Origin of the sequence: Microbacterium sp. TWP3-1-2b2, assembly GCF_049896145.1 — a bacterium.
GTDB lineage: Bacteria > Actinomycetota > Actinomycetes > Actinomycetales > Microbacteriaceae > Microbacterium.
Genome location: NZ_JAFCTS010000002.1, coordinates 325417 through 346504 on the forward strand (window position 1 = coordinate 325417; position 21088 = coordinate 346504).

At 67.6% G+C, this 21088-nt stretch carries 18 protein-coding genes; 15 read left to right on the forward strand and 3 right to left on the reverse strand.

What is annotated here, in order from left to right; translation table 11 throughout:
* Positions 1-54 precede the first annotated feature (54 nt).
* From ACP7AR_RS16995 to ACP7AR_RS17005, 3 genes are read left to right on the forward strand one after another with little or no spacing between them, the layout of a single operon-like run.
* The gene (locus ACP7AR_RS16995) at positions 55-789 is read left to right on the forward strand and encodes a hypothetical protein (protein WP_426188401.1); all 735 of its coding nucleotides are present in this window, start codon (positions 55-57) and stop codon (positions 787-789) included.
* Between the two features lie 8 nt (positions 790-797).
* Positions 798-4727 (forward strand): Pls/PosA family non-ribosomal peptide synthetase, encoded by a 3930-nt coding sequence (locus ACP7AR_RS17000; protein WP_426188574.1) that lies wholly within the window; start codon positions 798-800, stop codon positions 4725-4727.
* On the forward strand, positions 4724-6016 hold the full coding sequence (locus ACP7AR_RS17005; protein ID WP_426188403.1) for a M1 family metallopeptidase: 1293 nt from the start codon (positions 4724-4726) through the stop codon (positions 6014-6016). The genes ACP7AR_RS17000 and ACP7AR_RS17005 overlap by 4 nt, the downstream gene beginning before the upstream one ends.
* Here the strand turns inward: ACP7AR_RS17005 and ACP7AR_RS17010 are convergent.
* The gene (locus ACP7AR_RS17010; protein ID WP_426188405.1) at positions 5943-6650 is read right to left on the reverse strand and encodes a 4'-phosphopantetheinyl transferase family protein; all 708 of its coding nucleotides are present in this window, start codon (positions 6648-6650) and stop codon (positions 5943-5945) included. The genes ACP7AR_RS17005 and ACP7AR_RS17010 overlap by 74 nt on opposite strands.
* Positions 6651-6723: 73 nt before the next feature.
* Here ACP7AR_RS17010 and ACP7AR_RS17015 point away from each other — a divergent pair, with 73 nt between their 5' ends.
* From ACP7AR_RS17015 to ACP7AR_RS17030, 4 genes are read left to right on the forward strand one after another with little or no spacing between them, the layout of a single operon-like run.
* The gene (locus ACP7AR_RS17015) at positions 6724-7071 is read left to right on the forward strand and encodes a PLD nuclease N-terminal domain-containing protein (RefSeq protein WP_426188407.1); all 348 of its coding nucleotides are present in this window, start codon (positions 6724-6726) and stop codon (positions 7069-7071) included.
* Complete coding sequence (gene menD / locus ACP7AR_RS17020; RefSeq protein WP_426188409.1) at positions 7068-8741, forward strand: 2-succinyl-5-enolpyruvyl-6-hydroxy-3-cyclohexene-1-carboxylic-acid synthase; 1674 nt, start codon at positions 7068-7070, stop codon at positions 8739-8741. Before ACP7AR_RS17015 ends, menD begins: the two co-directional genes overlap by 4 nt.
* A 46-nt stretch (positions 8742-8787) precedes the next feature.
* Complete coding sequence (locus ACP7AR_RS17025) at positions 8788-9204, forward strand: hemerythrin domain-containing protein (RefSeq protein WP_426188411.1); 417 nt, start codon at positions 8788-8790, stop codon at positions 9202-9204.
* Between the two features lie 43 nt (positions 9205-9247).
* Entirely contained in the window at positions 9248-10102 is an 855-nt protein-coding gene (locus ACP7AR_RS17030) for a PPK2 family polyphosphate kinase (RefSeq protein WP_426188413.1), read from the forward strand.
* A gap of 1 nt (position 10103) precedes the next feature.
* Here the strand turns inward: ACP7AR_RS17030 and ACP7AR_RS17035 are convergent, their stop codons facing one another.
* Entirely contained in the window at positions 10104-11390 is a 1287-nt protein-coding gene (locus ACP7AR_RS17035) for an isochorismate synthase (protein ID WP_426188415.1), read from the reverse strand.
* A 42-nt stretch (positions 11391-11432) separates the two neighbouring features.
* Between ACP7AR_RS17035 and ACP7AR_RS17040 the strand changes: the two genes are divergently transcribed.
* From ACP7AR_RS17040 to ACP7AR_RS17065, 6 genes are read left to right on the forward strand one after another with little or no spacing between them, the layout of a single operon-like run.
* Entirely contained in the window at positions 11433-12017 is a 585-nt protein-coding gene (locus tag ACP7AR_RS17040) for a hypothetical protein (protein ID WP_426188417.1), read from the forward strand.
* A complete protein-coding gene (locus ACP7AR_RS17045) occupies positions 12014-12781 on the forward strand; it encodes a class I SAM-dependent methyltransferase (RefSeq protein WP_426188419.1) in 768 nt (255 codons plus the stop codon). The genes ACP7AR_RS17040 and ACP7AR_RS17045 overlap by 4 nt, the downstream gene beginning before the upstream one ends.
* A gap of 20 nt (positions 12782-12801) precedes the next feature.
* Positions 12802-13863, forward strand: coding sequence for a polyprenyl synthetase family protein (locus ACP7AR_RS17050; RefSeq protein WP_426188421.1), 1062 nt, complete (start codon positions 12802-12804; stop codon positions 13861-13863).
* 37 nt (positions 13864-13900) lie between these two features.
* On the forward strand, positions 13901-15274 hold the full coding sequence (locus ACP7AR_RS17055) for an FAD-dependent oxidoreductase (protein ID WP_426188423.1): 1374 nt from the start codon (positions 13901-13903) through the stop codon (positions 15272-15274).
* Between the two features lie 58 nt (positions 15275-15332).
* Positions 15333-16403: a hypothetical protein gene (locus ACP7AR_RS17060; RefSeq protein ID WP_426188425.1), complete on the forward strand. Its 1071-nt coding sequence runs from the start codon at positions 15333-15335 to the stop codon at positions 16401-16403.
* A 14-nt stretch (positions 16404-16417) separates the two neighbouring features.
* Positions 16418-17473: an alpha/beta hydrolase gene (locus tag ACP7AR_RS17065; protein ID WP_426188427.1), complete on the forward strand. Its 1056-nt coding sequence runs from the start codon at positions 16418-16420 to the stop codon at positions 17471-17473.
* Here ACP7AR_RS17065 and ACP7AR_RS17070 read toward each other — a convergent pair.
* Positions 17460-17948 (reverse strand): YajQ family cyclic di-GMP-binding protein, encoded by a 489-nt coding sequence (locus ACP7AR_RS17070; protein ID WP_426188429.1) that lies wholly within the window; start codon positions 17946-17948, stop codon positions 17460-17462. The two genes, ACP7AR_RS17065 and ACP7AR_RS17070, sit on opposite strands and share 14 nt — an antisense overlap.
* Positions 17949-18177: 229 nt before the next feature.
* On the opposite strand from ACP7AR_RS17070, the gene ACP7AR_RS17075 reads away from it, so the two are divergent.
* On the forward strand, positions 18178-19407 hold the full coding sequence (locus ACP7AR_RS17075; protein ID WP_426188431.1) for a sugar ABC transporter substrate-binding protein: 1230 nt from the start codon (positions 18178-18180) through the stop codon (positions 19405-19407).
* 64 nt (positions 19408-19471) lie between these two features.
* Complete coding sequence (locus ACP7AR_RS17080) at positions 19472-21088, forward strand: ABC transporter permease subunit (RefSeq protein ID WP_426188433.1); 1617 nt, start codon at positions 19472-19474, stop codon at positions 21086-21088.

Consider the following 21088-nt stretch of genomic DNA (forward strand, 5'->3'; position numbering starts at 1 on the left):
CCGCATGCAGTACGCCGAAATCTCGCGGCGGACATGCGGACTGAGGGAGTGAAGATGGCGAAGACCACCAAGGCCGTGAAGTCGGCGAACGCTGCGCTGGATGCCGCGGCCGAAGCCGCGAAAGACGCGAAGCGCCTGAGCAGGACGCTCCCGAAGAAGGACGCGAAGAAGCTCCGCGCCCTCGCCGACGACGCCAAGGACGTGTCGAAGGCGAAGAAGAAGAAGGTCGAGCGCAGCCCTCGCAAGGTCGAGAAGAAGGCCGTCGCGGCGATCGATCGCATCGAGAAGACCGCGGACAAGATCGAGAGCAAGCTGGCCGCGAAAGCCGAGGCAGCCAAGAAGGTGCAGGCAGACGCGGCGAAGAAGCTGAAGAAGGCCGAGAAGGCTGAGGCGCAGGACCCGAAGAAGCCCGCGGCCGAGGCAGCGCTCACGCGGCCCGTCGTGAAGGCCCCGGCCAAGCCCGCCACCAAGACGGCGAGCAAGCCCGCCACCAAGACGGCGAGCAAGCCCGCCACCAAGACGGCGAGCAAGCCCGCCACCAAGACGGCGAGCAAGCCCGCCGTGGCGAAGCCCACCGCGACCAAACCGGCCGCCACCAAACCCGCTGCCACGAAGCCGGCTGCGGCGCCTGCGACGCGGCGCCCCGCCGCTCCCAAGGCTGCGACTCCCGCAGCATCCGACCTGTCGACGCTCACCGTCGCGCAGCTGCGCGCACGCGCCACAGCAGACGGACGCACCGGGTTCTCCCGACTCACCAAGGCGCAGTTGATCACACTTCTGTCGGCTTGAACCGGCCGATGCAGGAGTACCTCGACCACTCCGGTGCTGCGACCGATCCGCGCACGCTGATCGACATCCTCCGAGCATCTGCCACGAGACACCCCCAGGCATCCGCCCTCGAGGACGCTGCAGGTGCGCTCAGCTATTCCGAACTGCTGGCTCTCGTCTGGCAGACCGCGGCGCGCCTGCGTGAGCATGGCGTCGAGACGGGGAACCGTGTCGGCGTGCGGATGCCGTCCGGGGACCGCGAGCTCTACATCGCGATCCTCGGGATCATGGCCGCCGGTGCAGCCTACGTGCCGGTCGACGCCGATGACCCGGAGGAGCGGGCGGATCTCGTCTTCGGAGAGGCCGGCGTCGCAGGGGTGATCACCGGGGCGGGAGTCTACGAGCCTCGCACAGCCGGATCGCTCGCTGCGGCGAGAGAGCTGTTCGAGGGGGAGCCACCGCACCCGAGCTCGAGTGCGATCGCCACCGTGGAGATGCCGACCGTCGACGACGACGCGTGGATCATCTTCACGTCCGGTTCGACGGGGGTGCCCAAGGGCGTCGCCGTCACGCATCGCTCCGCGGCGGCCTTCGTCGACGCAGAGGCGCGCCTGTTCCTGCAGAACGCTCCGCTCGGACCGGGAGACCGCGTACTCGCAGGTCTCTCCGTCGCGTTCGACGCGTCGTGCGAGGAGATGTGGCTCGCGTGGCGCTATGGCGCGTGCCTCGTCCCCGCGCCCCGCGCGCTCGTGCGCTCGGGAGAGGACCTCGGTCCCTGGCTCCTCGGCCACGGGATCACCGTGGTCTCCACCGTTCCGACGCTGGCAGCACTGTGGCCGCAGGATGCGATCGAGAACGTCCGCCTCCTGATCTTCGGCGGTGAGGCCTGCCCGCCCGAACTCGTCGCCCGCCTTGTCTCCGAGGGGCGTGAGGTGTGGAACACGTACGGTCCGACCGAGGCCACGGTCGTCGCGTGCGCGGCGCTGCTCGACGGCGAGGGCCCCGTGCGCATCGGGCTGCCGTTGGACGGCTGGAACCTGGCCGTCGTCGACGCCGACGGAAACCAGGTCGCCGACGGCGAGGTGGGCGAGTTGATCATCGGCGGAGTCGGCCTCGCCCGATACCTTGACCCTGCCAAGGACGCCGAGAAGTACGCGTCGATGCCCACGCTCGGTTGGGAACGTGCCTACCGCTCCGGCGACCTCGTGCGGGCTGATCCCGCAGGCTTCCTCTTCCAAGGGCGCGCGGACGATCAGGTGAAGGTGGGCGGCCGTCGCATCGAACTCGGCGAGGTCGAAACGGCGCTGCAGGCGCTCACGGCCGTTTCTGCCGCCACCGTGGTCGTGCAACGCTCGGAAGGCGGCGTCCCGCTCCTGGTCGGCTACGTCGTGCCGGCGGAAGGCTTCGATCGTCAGACGGCGCGGGCTGAGCTCGCCGAGACGTTGCCTGCACCGCTGATCCCGCTTCTCGCCGTGATGGACGACCTTCCCGTGCGCACCTCGGGCAAGGTCGACAAGGCTGCTCTGCCGTGGCCCCTCGAAGACACCGACGGCTCGGATTCGTCGTTGTCCGGCACCGCGGCGTGGCTCGCCGAGCAGTGGCTGGCAGTGCTCGGCATCCGTCCCGCCGATGAGAAGGCCGATTTCTTCCAGCTCGGCGGCGGGTCTCTCGCAGCCGCTCAGCTCGTCTCTCGGATCCGCGTCCGCGCCCCCGAGTTCACGATGGCGGACGTCTACGATCTGCCGAAGCTCCGTCAGATGGCGGATGCCGTGGAGGAGGACGCCGCCGATGAGGATGACGTCGCCGCCACCTTCAGTACAGCGCACCCCACACCGAGGATCATGCAATGGGTGCAGAGCATCGCCGGCGTGCCCTTGTTCATCCTCACCGGCATCCGATGGACGCTGTGGCTTCTCACCGGCAGCTGGATATTGCAGCTCGTGCCGGGATTCGAGTTCCTGCCTGACGCGCCGTGGTGGGTCATCGCCATCGGTCTGCTGATCTTCGTGATCCCGTTCGGACGGATGGCGGTCTCCGCCGCGCTGTCCAGGCTTCTGCTCACGGGAGTGCGCCCCGGTGACTACCCGCGCGGGGGAGGAGTGCATCTGCGGCTATGGCTCGCCGAGCAGATCGCGCATCAGATCGACCCGGTGGGCCTTGCCGGTGCGCCGTGGGTGACGTACTACGCGCGAGCGCTGGGAGCCAGGATCGGTCCGAACGTCGACCTGCACGCGCTGCCGCCGGTGACCGGGATGCTCGACGTCGCCGCGGGCGCGGCGATCGAGCCGGAGGTCGACCTGTCCGGGTACTGGATCGACGGCGACACCGTCCGCATCGGCGGCATCCGCATCGGCGCGGGTGCCACGATCGGGGCCCGCAGCACCCTCGCTCCGGGGACGAAGATCGGCCGAGATGCCGAGATCGCCCCTGGCTCAGCCGTGTTCGGCAGAGTCCGCGCCGGTCAGCGATGGGCGGGTTCGCCGGCGGTGCGGGTGGGCGGAACATCCAGTCCGCTCGCGCCGGAGCGTCCGCCTGCCCCGCGGAGATGGCTCTGGGTCTACGGCCTGTCCTCCGCCGGCCTGGCACTGCTTCCCTTCATCGCGTACGGCGTCGGCGTGCTCGTGGTCGCGCAGGCGATCCGTGGGTCCGAATCGATTCCCGGGGCGCTGCCCGCTGCTCTGGCGTGGCTGGTGCCGGCGACGCTCGCGGCCGGAGTCACGCTTGCGGCTCTGGTCGTGCTGCTCACGCGCCTGCTGTCCATCGGCCTGCACGAAGGCATCCATGCCGTTCGCAGCCGCATCGCATGGCAGGCGTGGGCGACGGAGCGACTGCTGGATTCGGCCCGCACCATCCTGTTCCCGATCTACTCGAGCCTGTTCACACCGATCTGGCTGAGGATGCTCGGTGCCAAGGTCGGCCGCGAGGTCGAGGCGTCGACGGTGCTGTTGATCCCCTCGATGACGACGATCGACGACGGTGCCTTCCTCGCAGACGACACGATGGTCGCGGCGTACGAGCTCAAGGGCGGATGGATGCGCATCGATCGTGCCCGGATCGGCAAGCGCGCATTTCTGGGCAACTCGGGGATGGCCGGCCCCGGACATCGCGTGCCGCGTGACGGCCTCGTCGCCGTGCTGTCGGTGGCTCCCGAGAAGTCGAAGCCGGGGTCGTCATGGCTCGGGTCGCCGGCGATGAGGCTCCGCCGCGTGGTCAACGACGCCGACCTGGAGCGCACGTACCGACCGCGTGCCGGGCTCCGCTTCGCCCGCGCCCTGTGGGAGCTGTGCCGCTTCATCCCCGTGGTCGTCAGCTGCGCGCTGGGAGTGGCGGTCCTGCTCGCGCTCGCCGCGATGATCGGCACCTGGGGAGTGGCAATGACAGTCGTGCTCTCCGGCGTCGTCGTGATGTTCGCCGGCCTGTGCGCGGCCGCCATCAGCACGATCGCGAAATGGGTCATCGTCGGCCGCATCCGACCCGGCGAACATCCGCTCTGGTCGAGTTTCGTGTGGCGCACCGAGGTGTCAGACACCTTCACCGAGATGGTGGCCGCGCCCTGGTTCGCCAACGCGGCCGCTGGCACTCCGATCCTCGCGATGTGGCTGCGCTCACTCGGCGCGAAGATCGGCCGCGGTGTCTGGACGGACAGCTATTGGCTTCCGGAGCCCGACCTCGTGACGCTCGGCGATGGGGCCACAGTTAACCGGGGTTGTGTGGTTCAGACTCATCTGTTCCATGATCGAGTGATGAGCACCGACACAGTGACCCTCGAAGCGGGCGCGACCCTCGGGCCGCACAGCGTCATCCTTCCGGCCGCCTCCATCGGCGCGGATGCCACCGTCGGCCCTGCATCCCTCGTCATGCGCGGCGAGACCGTGCCGGTCGGCAGTCGGTGGAGCGGGAATCCGATCGGACCGTGGCGCGCGGTCAAGGTCCGCGCGTACCAGTCTGCCGACCTATGAGCGGCGACCCGTACGTCGCGCAGAGCGGCGACGCGAACCTGAGCGTCGCGCACTACGAACTCGAACTCGAGTACAAAGTGGCGACGAATCGTCTCAGCGGCACGGCCGTCATCCGCGGACACGTCCGCGCGGCGACCACTGCACTGTCATTCGACCTCGTCGGGCTGCGCGCCTCACGCGTGCGCGTCGATTCCGGCAAGTCCGTGCCCTTTCGCCAGAGCGACCGCAAGCTCCGTGTCTCGCTCGGAACTCCACTCGCCGCCGGCGACTCGTTCTCGGCGACCATCGCCTACGCCGGCGCTCCGAGGCCCCGCCGATCACGGTGGGGCACGATCGGCTGGGAAGAGCTGGAGGACGGCGTCATCATCGCCTCGCAGCCGACGGGAGCGCCGACCTGGTTCCCGTGCAACGATCTGCCGTCTGACAAGGCGACCTATCGGCTGACATTCACCACCGACTCCGCGTATACCGTCGTCGCGGGTGGCGCCACCTCACGCTCGACCCGCGGTGGCAAGACGACATGGATCTTCGACCGCGACATCCCGACGGCCACGTATCTCGCGACCGTGCAGATCGGGCGTTACGTCCAGGCGCCGATCGATTTCACCGGGGTGGTGGGCGAGCTGAATTACCCGCGCGCGCTGGAGAGCCGGGTGCTGGCGGATTTCGCCGACCTGCCGGAGATGATGCGGGTGTTCGAGGAGACGTTCGGTCCGTACCCGTTGCCGGACTACCGAGTCGTCGTCACCGAGGACGAATTGGAGATTCCCCTCGAAGCACAAGGCGTCGGGATATTCGGGGCGAACCATGCCGATGGCGTTTCGGGGTCAGAGCGTCTCATCGCCCACGAGCTCGCGCATCAGTGGTTCGGAAACAGCGTCGGCCTCTCGCAGTGGCGCGACATCTGGTTGAACGAGGGCTTCGCCTGCTACGCGGAGTGGATCTGGTCGGAGCGCTCCGGTGGTCTCACCGCACATGCCGAGGCGGTGAGCCATCACCGCCGACTCGGCGCTCTCGATCAGGACGTCGTCCTCGGCGAACCCGGCCCCGACCTGATGTTCGATGACCGGATCTACAAGCGGGGCGCTCTCACCCTCCACGCCGTGCGGCTGACGGTGGGAGACGAGGCCTTCTTCCGGCTGCTGCACACCTGGACCGAGCGATACCGCTGGGCGACCGCCACGACGACGGACTTCATCCAGGTGGCCGAGGAGGTCACGGGCGTCCCGCTCGCCGACCTCTTCCACGAGTGGGTCGACGCGACACCGCTGCCGGCTCTGCCTGGATGACGGCGACGCTGATCATGTGGTCGGACGGGCCGGGTGCGGCGGCGACCTCGAAGCGCTCATCGCGCCCGGGAACATGGACCGCTCGCCCGCCCGGCAGGAGCGTTGCGGATCGCTCGCCGAAGGTCACCTCTGAGGGCGGGATGCGCATCCCACGGCCGTCAGCCTTGACCGCGGCTTCGATCTCGGTCCATTCACGCAATCCGGGCGGTCTTCGGGGTGCGAACAGGCTCGCGAGTTCGCTCATCGCGGCGTCTTCGCCGGGCGAGCGGCGTTCGATGTCGATGCCGACGGCGGACGCCGATTCCAGGTCGACTGCGGCCACAGCGACCATGTCCCCGGCGTAGCTGACACTCACGGCGGATGGAGCTCCCTCGACGCGGGGGCGGCCGTGGTCACCGCCGCACTGATCGCAGACGCTCTCTATGCGGATGGTGCCCGATGCCGCTCCGGTGCTGAGCGTCGCCAGGAGTCGTCGCCCCGTGGCGAACCGCCGCGCCCGCGCGGCATCCATGCCGTCGTGACGAATCCTCTGAGAGGGCCAGAGTGACCGCACCGCGTCGCGCAGGTCGGCGTCGTCGACTGCGACGGTCCAGGCGATCCTCACCGGACCCAGAGTGGCCTCGTCGATCATCACGCCCTCAGCGTAGGCCCAGTCCAGCGCTCCTGGTCGGGACTCCACGCGCGGATAACCCGCCTAGACTGAAGACGTGGCGAGACTATTGATCGTCGGGGGCTTCCTGGCCCTCGTCTTCTGGGTGTTCAGCATCGTCGACTGCGCAGTGCAGCCGGCGACGCGGCACCGCGGTGCGTCCAAAGCCGCCTGGATCGCGATCGTCGTCCTCATCCCGGTCCTCGGCGGCATCCTCTGGTTCGCCCTCGGGCGTAGGCGCCGCAGGGATCAGGAGAGCATCCGTCGAGCTGCTCCCGACGATGATCCCGAGTTCCTGCGCAGCATCGGCAAGACCGAGCAGGACGAGCGGATCCGCCGCCTCGAAGAAGAACTCGCCCGCCTGGACGACGAGACGGACCCTCCGGCGGCCGAGCCACGATCGTGACGGCCTCGCCGGCATCGGATGCCGCGGCATCCCTCCTCGCCGAGCTCATCGGGCACGGGGTTCGCGACATCGTGATCGCGCCGGGGTCCCGCTCACAGGCTCTTGCGCTCGCCGCCACCCGCTTCGCGAGGCACGGCGCCGTTCGCGTTCATGTACGCATCGATGAACGGGTGGCCGGCTTCACGGCGCTGGGCCTGTCCCGCGAGACCCGCGTACCCGCAGTGGTCATCTGCACATCAGGCACCGCGGCGGCGAACCTGCTTCCAGCAGCGATGGAGGCGTTCCATTCGGGAGTGCCTCTGCTGCTGCTCACGGCCGACCGTCCACCGGAACTGCGTGGCGTCGGAGCGAACCAGGCGACGATCCAGCCGGGACTCTTCAACCCGTTCGTGCGGTTGTCGCTCGACGCCCCGGTTCCCGGGGACGGCTCATGGAACGGTCTGGCAGCGAAGGCTGTGGCTGCTGCGATGGGGGCCGACGCCGCGCCCTCCGCCCTGCAGGGAGTCGCAGGACCAGTGCATCTGAACCTCCCGTCGCGCGAGCCGCTGTCCGCTGCGCTGTCAGAGGACACAGCGGTGACGCCCGGACAGGCGCCGACAGCGACCGCGGGCGAGCCGCTGCTCCTCACGCGTGGTCTGCGCACTGTCGTGATCGCCGGCGCAGATGCCGGCGCGCAGGCCGAGGAGATCGCCCACGCCGGCACCTGGCCGCTGATCGCCGAGGTCGTGAGCGGCGCGCGCTTCGGCCGCTACATCGTGCACGGCTACCGCGAGATGCTGCGCGACGACATGCTCGGCGGTCGGATCCAGCGCGCCGTCGTGCTCGGACATCCCACGCTCAGCCGAGAGGTGACCGCGCTCCTGCGCCGCGACGACGTTCAGGTCGTGGCTGTTCGCTCCGGTGGTGAGGAGCTGAATCTCAACGGACGCACGGTGGCTGCGGCATCCGTCGCCGTCGCGCCCGGTGAGGCCGACCGCTCGTGGATGGGTGCGTGGATGGAGGCATCCGCGGCTTCCGTCATCGACCTCAGTGAGGCCGCGCCGGATCAGGAGGGGCTCGCCTCGACCGACTTCGCGGCTCGACGAGACGCGGTGCGAACCGAGCTCGAGGCCGTGCGGCGTCCGCTCGATCGCGAACTGCTCGTTGACGCCCTCTGGCGCGCGACCTGGCCGCATGACCGTCTGATGTTCGGATCCTCGAGGTTGGTGCGGGTCGCAGATGCCGTGCTCGGTGGCAAGAAGGTGCCGGTGCACGCCAACCGCGGCCTGGCGGGCATCGACGGCACGATCTCCACCGCCATGGGTATCGCCATCGCGAGTCAGGCCGATGGCGCGGCCGGCGTCACGCGGGTGCTGCTGGGCGATCTCGCGTTCCTGCATGACGTCGGCGCGCTGCTGCTGCCGCCGGATGAGCAGGAGCCGCGCATTCAGGTCATCGTCGGCAACGACGGGGGCGGGACGATCTTCGATGCGCTCGAGGTGTCCGCATCCGCACCCCGCGAAGATCTCGATCGTGCTTTCTACACGCCGCACACCGCCGGACTCGAGCACCTCGCGCTCGCCTACGGCTGGACGTATCAGAGGGTCACGACGCGCGCCGCGCTCGATCAGGCGCTCACCGGGTCGACCGGTGGCCGACAACTCATCGAGGTTCCGCTGCCCCGTGGATGAACCGGAGACGAAGAGATTCACGGCATGGAGTGCGGAGCTTCGGCGAGTGCACACCACGCTCCGCGAGGCGCTTCAGGTGACCAGGCGAGCCGTCGCGGACGGCGAGCCAGGGACGACTGCCGCACGCGACCTGCTGCTCTACTGCCACGGATTCTGCGTCGCACTGGACGGCCATCATCGCAGCGAGGACCGAGTCCTGTTCCCCTCGATCGAGCGGGCCCACCCCCAACTCGCGCCGGTGCTTCGCCAGCTCGAGCAGGATCACTCGATGATCGCGCACCTTCTCGGCGGTCTGCAGTCGGCGGTCGATTCCCGCGCGGCGCCTGATGAGCTCGACCGCCATCTGGAAGGCGTGGCGGCGATCATGGAGAGCCACTTCCGCTACGAGGAGCGACAGCTGCTGATCGTGCTCGAAGCCCTGGATCTGGATGCGACCCCGACCGAGGCGCTCGGTTCGTTCTGACGAAACCATGTCGATCACGGGCGGTTGCGGGCAGGATGTACGCATGAGCACACGTGGCTGGGCGGGCGACGCACGCGAGATCCTGCGAGTGGATGCGGGGTTCCGCCTGGCGGAGGTCGACCCCGGCGCTCACCCCGGCTACGCCGGGAACAAGAAGAGCGGCGCGAAGGATCTCGCAGCCGGGATCGATGCGCTCAGCGAACTGCAGGAGCGTCTGTTCGCGGAGAGCCGCGCGGGTGACACCACGGATGCGGTGCTGCTGGTGCTGCAGGCGATGGACTCGGCCGGCAAAGGCGGGATCGTCAGGCACGTGGTCGGCGGCGTCGATCCGCAGGGGATCGCGCTCACGGCATTCAAGGCGCCGACCGAGCAGGAGCGGGCGCACGATTTCCTGTGGCGCATCGAGCAGCGTCTTCCTGAGCCCGGTTTCATCGGGGTCTTCGATCGATCGCACTACGAAGACGTGCTGATCGGCAAGGTGCGCGCCCTCGCGCCGGAGAAGGAGATCGAGCGACGGTACGACGCGATCAACGAGTTCGAGGCTCAGGTCGCCGCATCCGGAACCAGGATCGTCAAGGTGATGCTGCACATCTCGCCGGAAGAGCAGAAGGAACGCCTGATGGAGCGCCTCGAGCGCCCCGACAAGCACTGGAAGTACAACCCAGGCGACGTCGACGAGCGGATGCTGTGGCCGCAGTACATGGACGCATACCAGGCCGCGTTCGACCGCACCTCGACGGAGGTCGCGCCGTGGCACGTCGTGCCGGCCAACAGCAAGTGGTACGCGCGGCTGGCCGTGCAGGAACTGCTGCTGATCGCGCTCGAGGACATCGATCCGCAGTGGCCGGCGGCCGACTACGACATCGAGGCCGAGAAGAAGCGCCTGGCGGCGAGCTGACTCAGGCCAGCGCGTCGACGAGCGGCCGGAACTTCACCCTGGTCTCGAGCAGCTCCGTCTCCGGATTGCTCGCAGCGACGACGCCCGCACCCGCGTACGCCGTGACACCGAGCGTGCCGCCGTCGTCCGTTCCGCGCAGAGACCCGGCCTCGAACTGTGCACAGCGCAGCGCGATCGCCCACTCGCCGTTGCCGTTTCCATCCACCCAGCCGACCGGGCCGGCGTAGCGCCCGCGATCGAACGGCTCGAGGTCGCGGATCGCCGCGATCGCAGCCTTCGTGGGTGTGCCTGCGACGGCGGCCGTAGGATGCAGCGCCCCGACGAGATCGAGTGCGGAGGCGCCGTCGGACAGCTCGCCCTCGACGTCGGTGGCGAGGTGGAAGAGGTTGGGCAGCTTCAGCAGGAACGGCTGCTCGCTCGAAGCGAGTGCGCTGGTGTGCGGGCGCAACGAGATCAGCACGCTCTGCACGGCGTACTGGTGCTCGTCGATGTCCTTGACGCTGGACGACAGCGATGCGGATGCGGCGTTGTCCTCATCGGCATCCGCCCCGCGGCCGATCGTGCCGGCCAGTACTCGTGCCGTCACCGCGCCGTCCTGCACGGTGACCAGCGTCTCGGGGCTCGCACCGATCAACCCGTCGACGGCGAAGGTCCACGTGTCGGGATATCCGGATGACAGTTCGCGCACGAGTCGGCGAAGATCGCTGCCACCGGGCACAGTCCCGGCGAGATCGCGCGCGAGCACGACCTTGCTGATCTCGCCGTCGCCGATGCGACCGAGCGCGGCCCGGATGGAGGCCTGGTAGCCGTCCGGAGTCTGCTGTCCTGGGCCGAGGGTGCCGGCCCAGTGCGGTCCGTAGGCGCGCAGCTCGAGAGTCGCGTCCGGACGGTCTTGGGGAAGGTCTTCGCCTGCGAGCGCGATGCGCGTGATCCAGCCTCGGCCCTTGCGCTTGCCGAGAATGACGGACGGCACGACGAGGACGCTGTCGGAGGCGGAGTCCTCATCGAACGTCAGTGCGCCGAAGCCCACCAGCCCGGTACCGGGGAGCTGCACAGGATCATCGATCTCCGCTCCTGCGGCCAGCTCTCGCCAGGCATCCGCCATCACCCGGGAGCGCATGGGAGCCGCGCCCGCAGGGATGCGGATGAAAGACGGCATCGAGTCACCGACCGCGACGAAGCCGTCTCCACGGCGAAGCCAGGCGAGGGGAGCGGAGGGATCAGCGTAAGCCAGAAGGTCTTCGACCGGATCGATCTCACGGGTCTGCACGATCAGGCTTCTGCTCACCTTCCCAGAATAGTTGTCCGATCCGGTGCATAGAGTGAACGCATGAGCGCGCGACCCGAACCCGGCACGGAGATGGTGTTCCAATGGCGCAAGTGGGACGGGTCGACGCATTGGCGGCACGAGTGCGTCTACCTCGGAGCCGACGCGTGGGGCGACTGGGTCGGGCAGCCGGTCGGCTGGCACAGCGCACGTCCCGGTGCGCAGTTCTACGCCGCAGCGCCGAACGTGACGCTGGTGCCGCCGTCCGGCGACTTCGCCCTGACCGTGAACCGCGACCACCCGATCGGCATGCGCATCTACATCGATCTCGGCTGGGACGTGGTCTGGACGGATGATCCGGTGCTGGCGACCGGCATAGACATGGATCTCGACGTCATCCGCCTCGAGCGGGACCGGGACCCTGCCGACGGCCCGAGCGGCACATGGGTCGACGACCGCGACGAGTGGGCAGAGCACAGCGTCCGATTCGGCTATCCGGCGGATGTCACGGCTCATCTCGAAGGGCTCACGCTCGACCTCGAGACTCGGGTGCGCGCCCAGGTCGCCCCATTCGATGACGCGACTGCGGACGCGTGGCTCGACCGCCTTGAGGTGCTGCAGCTCGACCGACCTAGACTGGACGCGTGACTCAGTCCAAACGCGCAGACCTCGGCAAGGATCCCCAGCGCGTCAGCGGCATGTTCGATCAGGTCGCCGCAGGCTACGACCGCACGAACACCGTCATGACGTTCGGCAACGACGCGTTCTGGCGGGCGGCCACCACCCGCGCGGTGGCGCCGAAACGCGGGGAGCGGATCCTCGATCTCGCAGCGGGCACGGCCTCCTCGTCAGCGTCCCTCGCGATGAGCGGAGCAGAAGTCGTCGCTGCCGATTTCTCGCCCGGCATGCTCACCGAGGGCAAGCGACGCCATGGCCACCTGAAGAACCTGTCGTTCGTCGAGGCCGACGCGATGAACCTGCCGTTCGCGGATGACGAGTTCGACGCGGTGACGATGTCGTACGGCCTGCGCAACGTGCAGCAGCCGAAGAAGGCGCTCGCCGAGTTGCTTCGGGTCACCAAACCGGGCGGACGACTCGTCGTCAACGAGTTCTCCACACCCCCTGGCAAGGTGTTCCGCGGGCTGTACCGCTTCTATAACGCGCAGGTACTGCCCCGCGTGGCTCGCGTCGCCGGAACGAACAGCGATGCCTACGACTATCTGAACGAGTCGATCCAGGACTGGCCCGATCAGCGGACGCTGTCCGCATGGCTTCGCGAGGTCGGCTGGACGGAAGTCGCCTACCGCAACCTCTCGTTCGGCATCGTCGCGCTGCACCGCGCGAAGAAGCCTGCGAAGCCGGCCACGCCTGCCACGCCGAAGACGGACACGAAGGCGACGAAGCAGGCGTGAGGCCCAGGTAGGGTGGAACCGTGACTTCGAGCCCTGCCGCCCCGGGTTCGCGCCTCGCGAGCCGTCTCGGCTTCAGCGACCGCGTATTCATCGGACGCGCCGCGCGGCGTGTGGCCGACCAGATCGAAGTCGGGCTCGACCTCGTCGAGAACGGCCTTGCCGAAGACCTGCGCGTCGCGGACTCCGTCGCAGACGCGGCGAGCCGCTACCTCTACGAGGCAGGTGGCAAACGCATCCGTCCCGTGCTGGCGCTGCTGACAGCGCAGCTGGGCGAGGGCAACATCCCCGCGGTGATCGACGTCGCCAAGGCATTGGAGATGACGCACCTCGGCTCGCTCTATCACGACGACGTCATGGACGGCGCCGACCGTCGACGCGGTGTCCCCGCCGCGCACGCCGTCTGGGGAAACAGCGTCGCGATCCTCACCGGAGACATCCTGTTCTCGCGTGCGAGTCAGCTGATGTCGCGCTACGGGGACCGCGCCATCCGTCTGCAGGCCGACACCTTCGAGCGCCTCGTGATGGGGCAGCTGCACGAGACCGTGGGTGCCCAGCCGGGCGATGACCCGATCGAGTTCTACATCCAGGTGCTCGCAGACAAGACCGGCTCTCTGATCGCCGCGGCGACGCAGGGTGGTGTGATCTTCTCGAACGCCCCCGCCGAGTACGAGGAGCCGCTGCGCGTCTACGGTGAGAAGGTCGGCGTCGCCTTCCAACTGCTGGACGACGTGATCGACCTGTCGGCCAAACCGGAGGAGACGGGCAAGGTACCCGGTACCGACCTTCGCGCCGGGGTGCCGACCATGCCGTACCTCTTGCTGAAGACCGAGACGGATGCCGCGTCCGCTGCCCTCGCCGCACAGATCGACGAAGGCGTGGCGCGGATAGCTGACGGTGCTGACCCTGCGATCCTCGATCAGCCGCTGGCTGAGCTCCGCGACCATGCGGTGACGCAGAAGACGCTCGATCTCGCGCGCACCTGGACGCGCGATGCCATCGGCGCACTTGCACCGCTGCCCAAGGGCACGGTGCGCGAGGCGCTGACCCGTTTCGCAGAATCACTCGCTGACCGCAGCAGCTGATCGTGAATCGATCGCCGCAGCATCCGAAAGGACACTCATGACCAAGCTCCGCCTGGCCATCGTCGGGGCGGGCCCCGCAGGCATCTACGCCGCCGACATCCTGCTGAAGACCGAGCGCTCCTTCGAAGTGTCGATCGACCTGTTCGAGCAACTGCCCGCACCGTATGGCCTCGTCCGCTACGGCGTCGCGCCGGACCACCCGCGCATCAAGGGCGTCATCAACGCCCTCCGCGACGTGCTCGACCGCGGTGACATCCGCATCTTCGGAAATGTGCGCTTCGGCGAGGACATCACGCTCTCCGACCTCAAGAAGCACTACAACGCGGTGATCTTCGCCACAGGAGCCATCCGCGACACGAAGCTGGAAATCCCCGGAATCGACGCGGAAGGGTCGTTCGGAGCCGCAGACTTCGTGAGCTGGTTCGACGGCCACCCCGATGTCCCGCGGGAGTGGACGCTCGATGCCGAATCGGTCGCCGTGCTCGGCAACGGCAACGTCGCACTCGACGTGGCCCGCATCCTCGCAAAGCACGCCGAGGACCTGCTGCCGACCGAGATCTCCGACAACGTCCACGCTGGTCTCGACGCCTCGAAGGTCACCGATGTGCACGTGTTCGGCCGTCGTGGCCCGGCGCAGGTGAAGTTCACGCCGCTCGAGCTGCGCGAACTCGGAGAATTGCGCGACGTCGACATGGTCGTCTACGACGAGGACTTCGATTACGACGACGCGTCGCTGGCCGCGATCGCGAGCAACAAGCAGGTCAAGGTCATCGACCGGGTCCTGCAGCAGTGGCGCACCCGCCCGTCGGCGAACAACGCAGGGGGAGAGGCGAGTCGCCGGCTGCATCTGCACTTCTGGTCCAAGCCCATCGAGATCAAGACGGATGCCGAGGGCAAGGTCGCCGCGATCGTGTATGAGCGCACGGAGCCGGACGGCTCTGGCGGCATACGGAGCACCGGTGAGTTGCGTGAGATCGCGATCGGCCAGCTGTACCGCGCCGTGGGCTACTTCGGCTCACCGCTCAGTGAAGTGCCGTTCGACAAGAAGCACGGCGTGATTCCGAACCATGAGGGTCAGGTGCTCGCGAAGGACTCCAACCAGCGCGTACCGGGCGTCTACGCGACCGGCTGGATCAAGCGCGGACCCGTCGGCCTCATCGGCCACACGAAGTCCGATGCGATGGAGACGGTGCAGCACCTGGTCAACGACCAGGGCTCGTGGTGGCAGCCGCAGGACCCGTCCGAAGCCGCGATCCCGGCGCTGCTCGAATCGCGGGGTGTGAAGTGGACGGATCTCGACGGCTGGCACCGACTCGATCAGCATGAGATCGCTCTCGGTGCGCCGCACGAACGCGCGCGTGTGAAGGTCGTTCCGCGCGAAGACATGGTACGGATCTCGCGCGGAGAATAATTCTCGCGGCGGCCGCCCGTGAGGGTCGTCGGTGCGCGCGGCACCCTAAGCTGAGCGCATGAACACGCGTGTGCTCGCCGCTGCCGTCGTCGCACCCATCCTGGTGGCGCTCCTCGCCGGATGCACGGGTGGGCCTGTGGCCGCGGACCCCAGCCCGAAGCCGTCACCGTCGCCGTCGCCGTCCAGCACGGCGGAGGTGCCGCCCGTCAGCGAGCCCGAGAGCGTCTTCGATATCGACTGTGCCGATGTGGCGGTCGCGATGAACGACTTCGTCGGGTTCGGCGCAGACGGCGTCAAAGAACGCATGAGCCTGGCATCCGCGCCGAACTGGTACCCGGGGCCGGCGGAGTTCATGATGAAGCGCGCTGGCGGCATGGTGTGCGCCTACGACGGCGAACAGCGAGCGGACGGGATGCAGGACGCCTGGGAGGTGGTGATCGTCCCCGACGCCCAGCGCATGATCAATTCGCTGGTCTCCAACGGGTATGCCGAGCAGCCGTCAGAATGCCTCGAGGGCTCGTGCACCCTCATGGCCCGTGCAGGGGACGCATTGCTGGTCGGGAGCGTCCACTCAGCGCAGATCGCATCCGACGCCACGGAGGGCGCGCGTGCTCTCGCCCAGACGTGGGCGGAGAATGCATCCGCGGGCCAGCAGGAGGAGCCGTTCGAAGTCGTTGCGTCCGAGGTCGCCGGCGCCGACTGCGAACAGCTGATGGCGTCGGCGCGGCTCGGCGAGCTGTGGGGGGTCACCACGCACCTCACCGACGAGTTCGGCGGTTGGGGTGTCCCGGCCGAGGTGTATCTCGTCGTCGATGGTGCCGTCATCTGCATCTACGGCGACGGTGGTGAGTACGACGGTGTGCAGCACCTGCAGCTGACTGATCTCCCCGGCGGGGCGTGGGCGTTCGATCTGATCGAGGGCCGGACGCCGATCACGGTGACTGGGGCTGACAAGGCCTACTCCGGCATGGGCGGCACTTCGACGTACCCGGCCCCGTTCATCGACATCCTCGTCGGCGCCGACTGGATCAGGCTGACCGGAACCGGTTCATCGGGCGATCTGGAACCGGTCGCGGAAGCCGTCGCCGCCAACGCTGCGGAGATCGAGGCCATGCCCGCGCCGCGATGAATAGCATGGACCCCATGACCGAATGGGCTGCCGACGTGCTGGGCGATGAGTTCGAGCAGCGCACGCTCCCGCTCGGCGAGGATGACGAGGGTGCGATCGTCGCGACCTTGGTGCGGGCGTTGCCTGTGTCAGCCGACGCGCGCCCCCTCGGGCTGTGGGAGAGGCTCGTCCGCAGGCTGGGCGACGCGTCCTCGAGCGATTCGATGCCTCTGCTCGACGGCGTCGACGTGCTCTATGTGCACGGCTGGTCGGACTACTTCTTCCAGAAGCGCCTGGCGCGATTCTGGACCTCCCGCGGGGCACGCTTCTTCGCCCTCGATCTGCGAAAGTACGGCCGCAGCCTCCGCGGCGGCCAGACGCCGGGGTACATCTCCGATCTCTCGAAGTATGACGAAGACGTCGCCGCCGCGCTCGAGGTGATCGCAGAAGATGCTGACACATCGCGCGGTGCCCGTCGTCTGGTGCTGATCGGCCATTCGACCGGAGGGCTGGTGCTGAGTCTGTGGGCATCACGACATCCGGGTGCCGCGTCCGCTGTCATCCTCAACTCGCCGTGGCTCGAGTTCCAGCTCGCGCCACTGCGCGCCGCGATCGCACCTGTGGTGGAACTGCAGGCGCGACTGCGGCCGCTCGATGTGGCACCGCAGATCGACCTCGGCTTCTATGCGCGGGCGCAGGCCGAGGCCGCCGATCCGGATGACGTGGTGGAGACGAACCCGGCGTGGCGGCCGGTCCCCTCGATGCCCGTGCATGCCGGCTGGTTGCACGCGATCCTGCGCGGTCATCGCGCCCTCGATGACGGCCTCTCGATCGCGTCGCCGGTATGCGTGCTGCTCTCGGCCCGCTCGGCGGTGCCGAACCGCTGGTCGGAAGAGCTCACCTCGGCCGACACCGTGCTCGTGGTCGACGACATCGCGCGGCGGGCGCTCAAGCTCGGGTCTTCCGTGACCGTCGAACGCATCGACGGCGCACTTCACGATGTGTTCCTGTCGCGTAGAGCCGCACGCGACGACGCCTACGCCCGGTTGGAGCGCTGGGTCACGGGGTGGGCGCGCTCTAGCGGAAGTTGATGTACTGCAGGTCGACGTCCAGGTCGGAGCCCTTGAGCAGCGCGATGACCGCCTGCAGATCGTCGCGGCTCTTGGACTGCACGCGCAGTTCATCGCCCTGAATCTGGCTCTTCACGCTCTTCGGGCCCTCGTCACGGATGATCTTGCTGATCTTCTTCGCGTTCTCGGAGGAGATGCCGTCCTTCAGGGTGGAGACGATGCGGTACTCCTTGCCGCTCGCGAACGGATCACCCGACTCGAGGCTCTTCAGCGAGATGCCGCGCTTGATGAGCTTCGACTGGAACACGTCGAGTACAGCCTTCGCGCGCTCCTCGGTGTTCGCCTTGATCAGGATGGACTCACCGCTCCACTCGACGGACGAGCCCGTGCCCTTGAAGTCGTAGCGCTGCTCGATCTCCTTGCGCGCCTGATTGAGTGCGTTCTCCGCCTCTTGGTGGTCGACCTTGCTGACGATGTCGAACGATGAGTCTGCCATGGGCTCAGTCTATCGATCCCGCATCCGGAGTACGAAGATGGAAGCGCTTCCACGGGCATCAGCGTCGTCACGTCACTATCACAGCTTGATATCAGCGCTGTGATGCGTTGCATCCCGAGACGTTTTCGATGCATACTGTAAGCGCTTGCAGGATTGCAGGCACGAGCGGCCGCACCGGTGCACCCACCGGCAGTGCCGGTCGATCACGCACTGAGAGAGGCACACACCAATGAAGGTGAACATGAGGGGCATCGCCGCGTTCGGCGCGATCGCCGTCGTTTCGACGCTGACGCTGGCAGGCTGCGCCGCCGGAGCCACTGACGATTCCGCAGACGCCGAGGGCGATGCGGGTTCGCTCGTCGTCTGGGTCGACGCCGAGCGCGTCGACGCTCTCAAGGGAGCGGCGGACGCGTACGAGGACAAGACCGGTGTCAAGGTCGATGTCGTCGCGAAGGACGTCGACACGATCAAGGATGACTTCATCCAGCAGGTTCCGACCGGCAAGGGCCCCGACATCACGATGGGCGCTCACGACTGGCTCGGCGAACTCTCGACGAACGGCGTCGTCGCCCCGCTCGAGCTCGGCGACAGCGCCGAGGACTATCTGCCGGTCGCGCTGCAGGCAGCGACCTACGACGGCACCGTCTACATGCTTCCGTACGCCGTCGAGAACATCGCGGTGCTACGCAATGCCGACCTGATCCCCGAAGCCGCCACCGACTTCGACGACATGATCGCCAAGGGCCAGGCCGCAAGCCTCGCCCAGCCGTTCGTCGTCGAGCAGGGCGCCGAGGGCAACCCGTACCACCTCTACCCGTTCCAGACCGCGTTCGGCGCACCGGTGTTCGGCACAGACGACAGCGGATCGTACGACGCCACCGACCTTCAGCTCGGCAGCGCAGGTGGCACCGAGTTCGCCACGTGGCTCGGCGCGCAGGGTGCGGCGGGCACGCTCAACACCGACATCGACGGTGAGATTGCCAAGCAGCAGTTCATCGACGGCCAGGCCGCATTCTGGCTGACCGGCCCGTGGAACGTCGGCGCAGCAGTCGAGGCTGGTATCAACGTCGAGATCGACCCGATCCCCAGCCCGACCGCTGAGGTCGCCTCGCCCTTCGCCGGAGTCAAGGGCTTCTTCGTCAGCTCAGACTCGAAGAACAAGGTCGCGGCGAACGACTTCCTCGTGAACTACCTCGGTACCGAGGACGTGCAGCTGGCGCTGTTCGAGTCGGGCAACATCCTCCCGGCCCTCACCGCCGCAGCCGACACGGCAGCATCCGACCCGATCATCGCCGGGTTCCAGGCTGTGGGCGCCGACGCCGTCCCGATGCCGGCGATCCCGGCGATGGGTTCCGTGTGGGAGTTCTGGGGCGTCACCGAGGCGGCTGTCATCAATGGGGCCGACCCCGCGTCGACGTGGCAGAAGCTCGTCGACGACGTGACGGCAGCGATCAAGTAACACTGTTCCTTCTGCCGGGGTGAGGCGTTCGCCTCTCCCCGGCAGATCGATGACGGGGCGAGAGATGACCGATACGACCACCACCACAGAGCCGCAGACGCCGCCGACGAGACGACAGCGTCAGGCCGCGGACATCGCGGAAGCAGCATCCGGCCGAATCGGTTGGATGCTTCTGAAGATCCTGCTGCTCGCGGTCGTCGACGCCGTCGCCCTCTATGCGGCGTTCGTGCTCTTCACGCACCAGGAATGGCTGGTTCTCGGGCTGGTCGTCGCTGTCGCGGTCCTTGTCAACTACATCTACTTCTCGCGCAAACGCGTCGCGGCGAAATACCTCACCCCTGGCATCATCTTCCTGATCCTCTTTCAGGTCTTCACACTGCTGTACACCGGGTACATCGGGTTCACCAACTACGGCACAGGCCACAACGGCAGCAAGGACCAGGCGGTGTCCGCCCTGATGGCATCCGCCCAGGAGCGCGTCGAGGACTCTCCGACATTCCCCGTCACAGTGGTGGAGCAGTTCGGGACTCTCGGACTGCTCGTCACCGATCCGGACGACGGCGACGTGTCGGTCGGCACGAACGAGCAGCCGCTGCAGGAAGTCGACGGGGCTCGGATGGACGGCGATCGCGCCGTCGCGATCGATGGGTGGGAGTCGCTGACCTTCGCTCAGGTGCTCGCTCGATCGAGCGAGGTCGAGCAGCTGTCGGTCGACTTCAGTGACGACCCCAATGACGGCGCGATCCGCACGCCGGACGGGCAGAGCGGCTTCCTCTACGTCTCCACGCTCGAGTACGACGAGGCCGCCGGCACCATGACCGACGTGCGATCCGGCACCGTCTACAGCGACGACGGCACCGGGGCGTTCACCGCCGCGGACGGTGAGCAGTTGCTTCCCGGCTGGCAGATCACGGTCGGATTCGACAACTTCGTGCGCGCGATCACCGACAGCTCGATCCGCGGGCCGCTCATCTCCGTGACGATCTGGACATTCGCGTTCGCGCTGATCTCGGTCGCAACGACCTTCTTCCTCGGTCTGCTGCTGGCCATCGTCTTCAACAACACCAGGATGCGCTTCCGCAACGGCTACCGCATCCTGCTCATCCTTCCGTACGCGTTCCCCGCCTTCCTCTCGGCGCTGGTCTGGGCCGGAATGATGAATGAGAGCTTCGGCTTCCTCAACCAGGTCGTGTTCGGCGGAGCATCCATCCCATGGCTCACCGACCCTGTCCTGGCGAAGGTGTCGGTGCTGATCGTGAACCTGTGGCTCGGCTTCCCGTACATGTTCCTGGTCTGCATGGGGGCGTTGCAGGGCATTCCGGAGGACGTCAACGAGGCCGCCGTCATGGACGGCGCGAACCCATGGCAGGTCTTCCGGCGCATCAAGCTCCCGTTGCTGCTGGTGACCGTGACGCCGCTGCTGATCTCTTCGTTCGCGTTCAACTTCAACAACTTCAACCTGATCTACATGCTCACCAAGGGCGGGCCGCGCTTCGATGACGTGTCGATACCCGTCGGGCACACAGACATCCTGATCTCGATGGTCTACAAGGTGGCGTTCACGGGACAGACCCGTGACTACGGACTCGCCTCCGCGTTCACGATCCTGATCTTCATCGTGGTCGCCGCGATCTCGATCATCAGTTTCCGAAAGACCAAGGCCCTCGAGGAGTTGAACTGA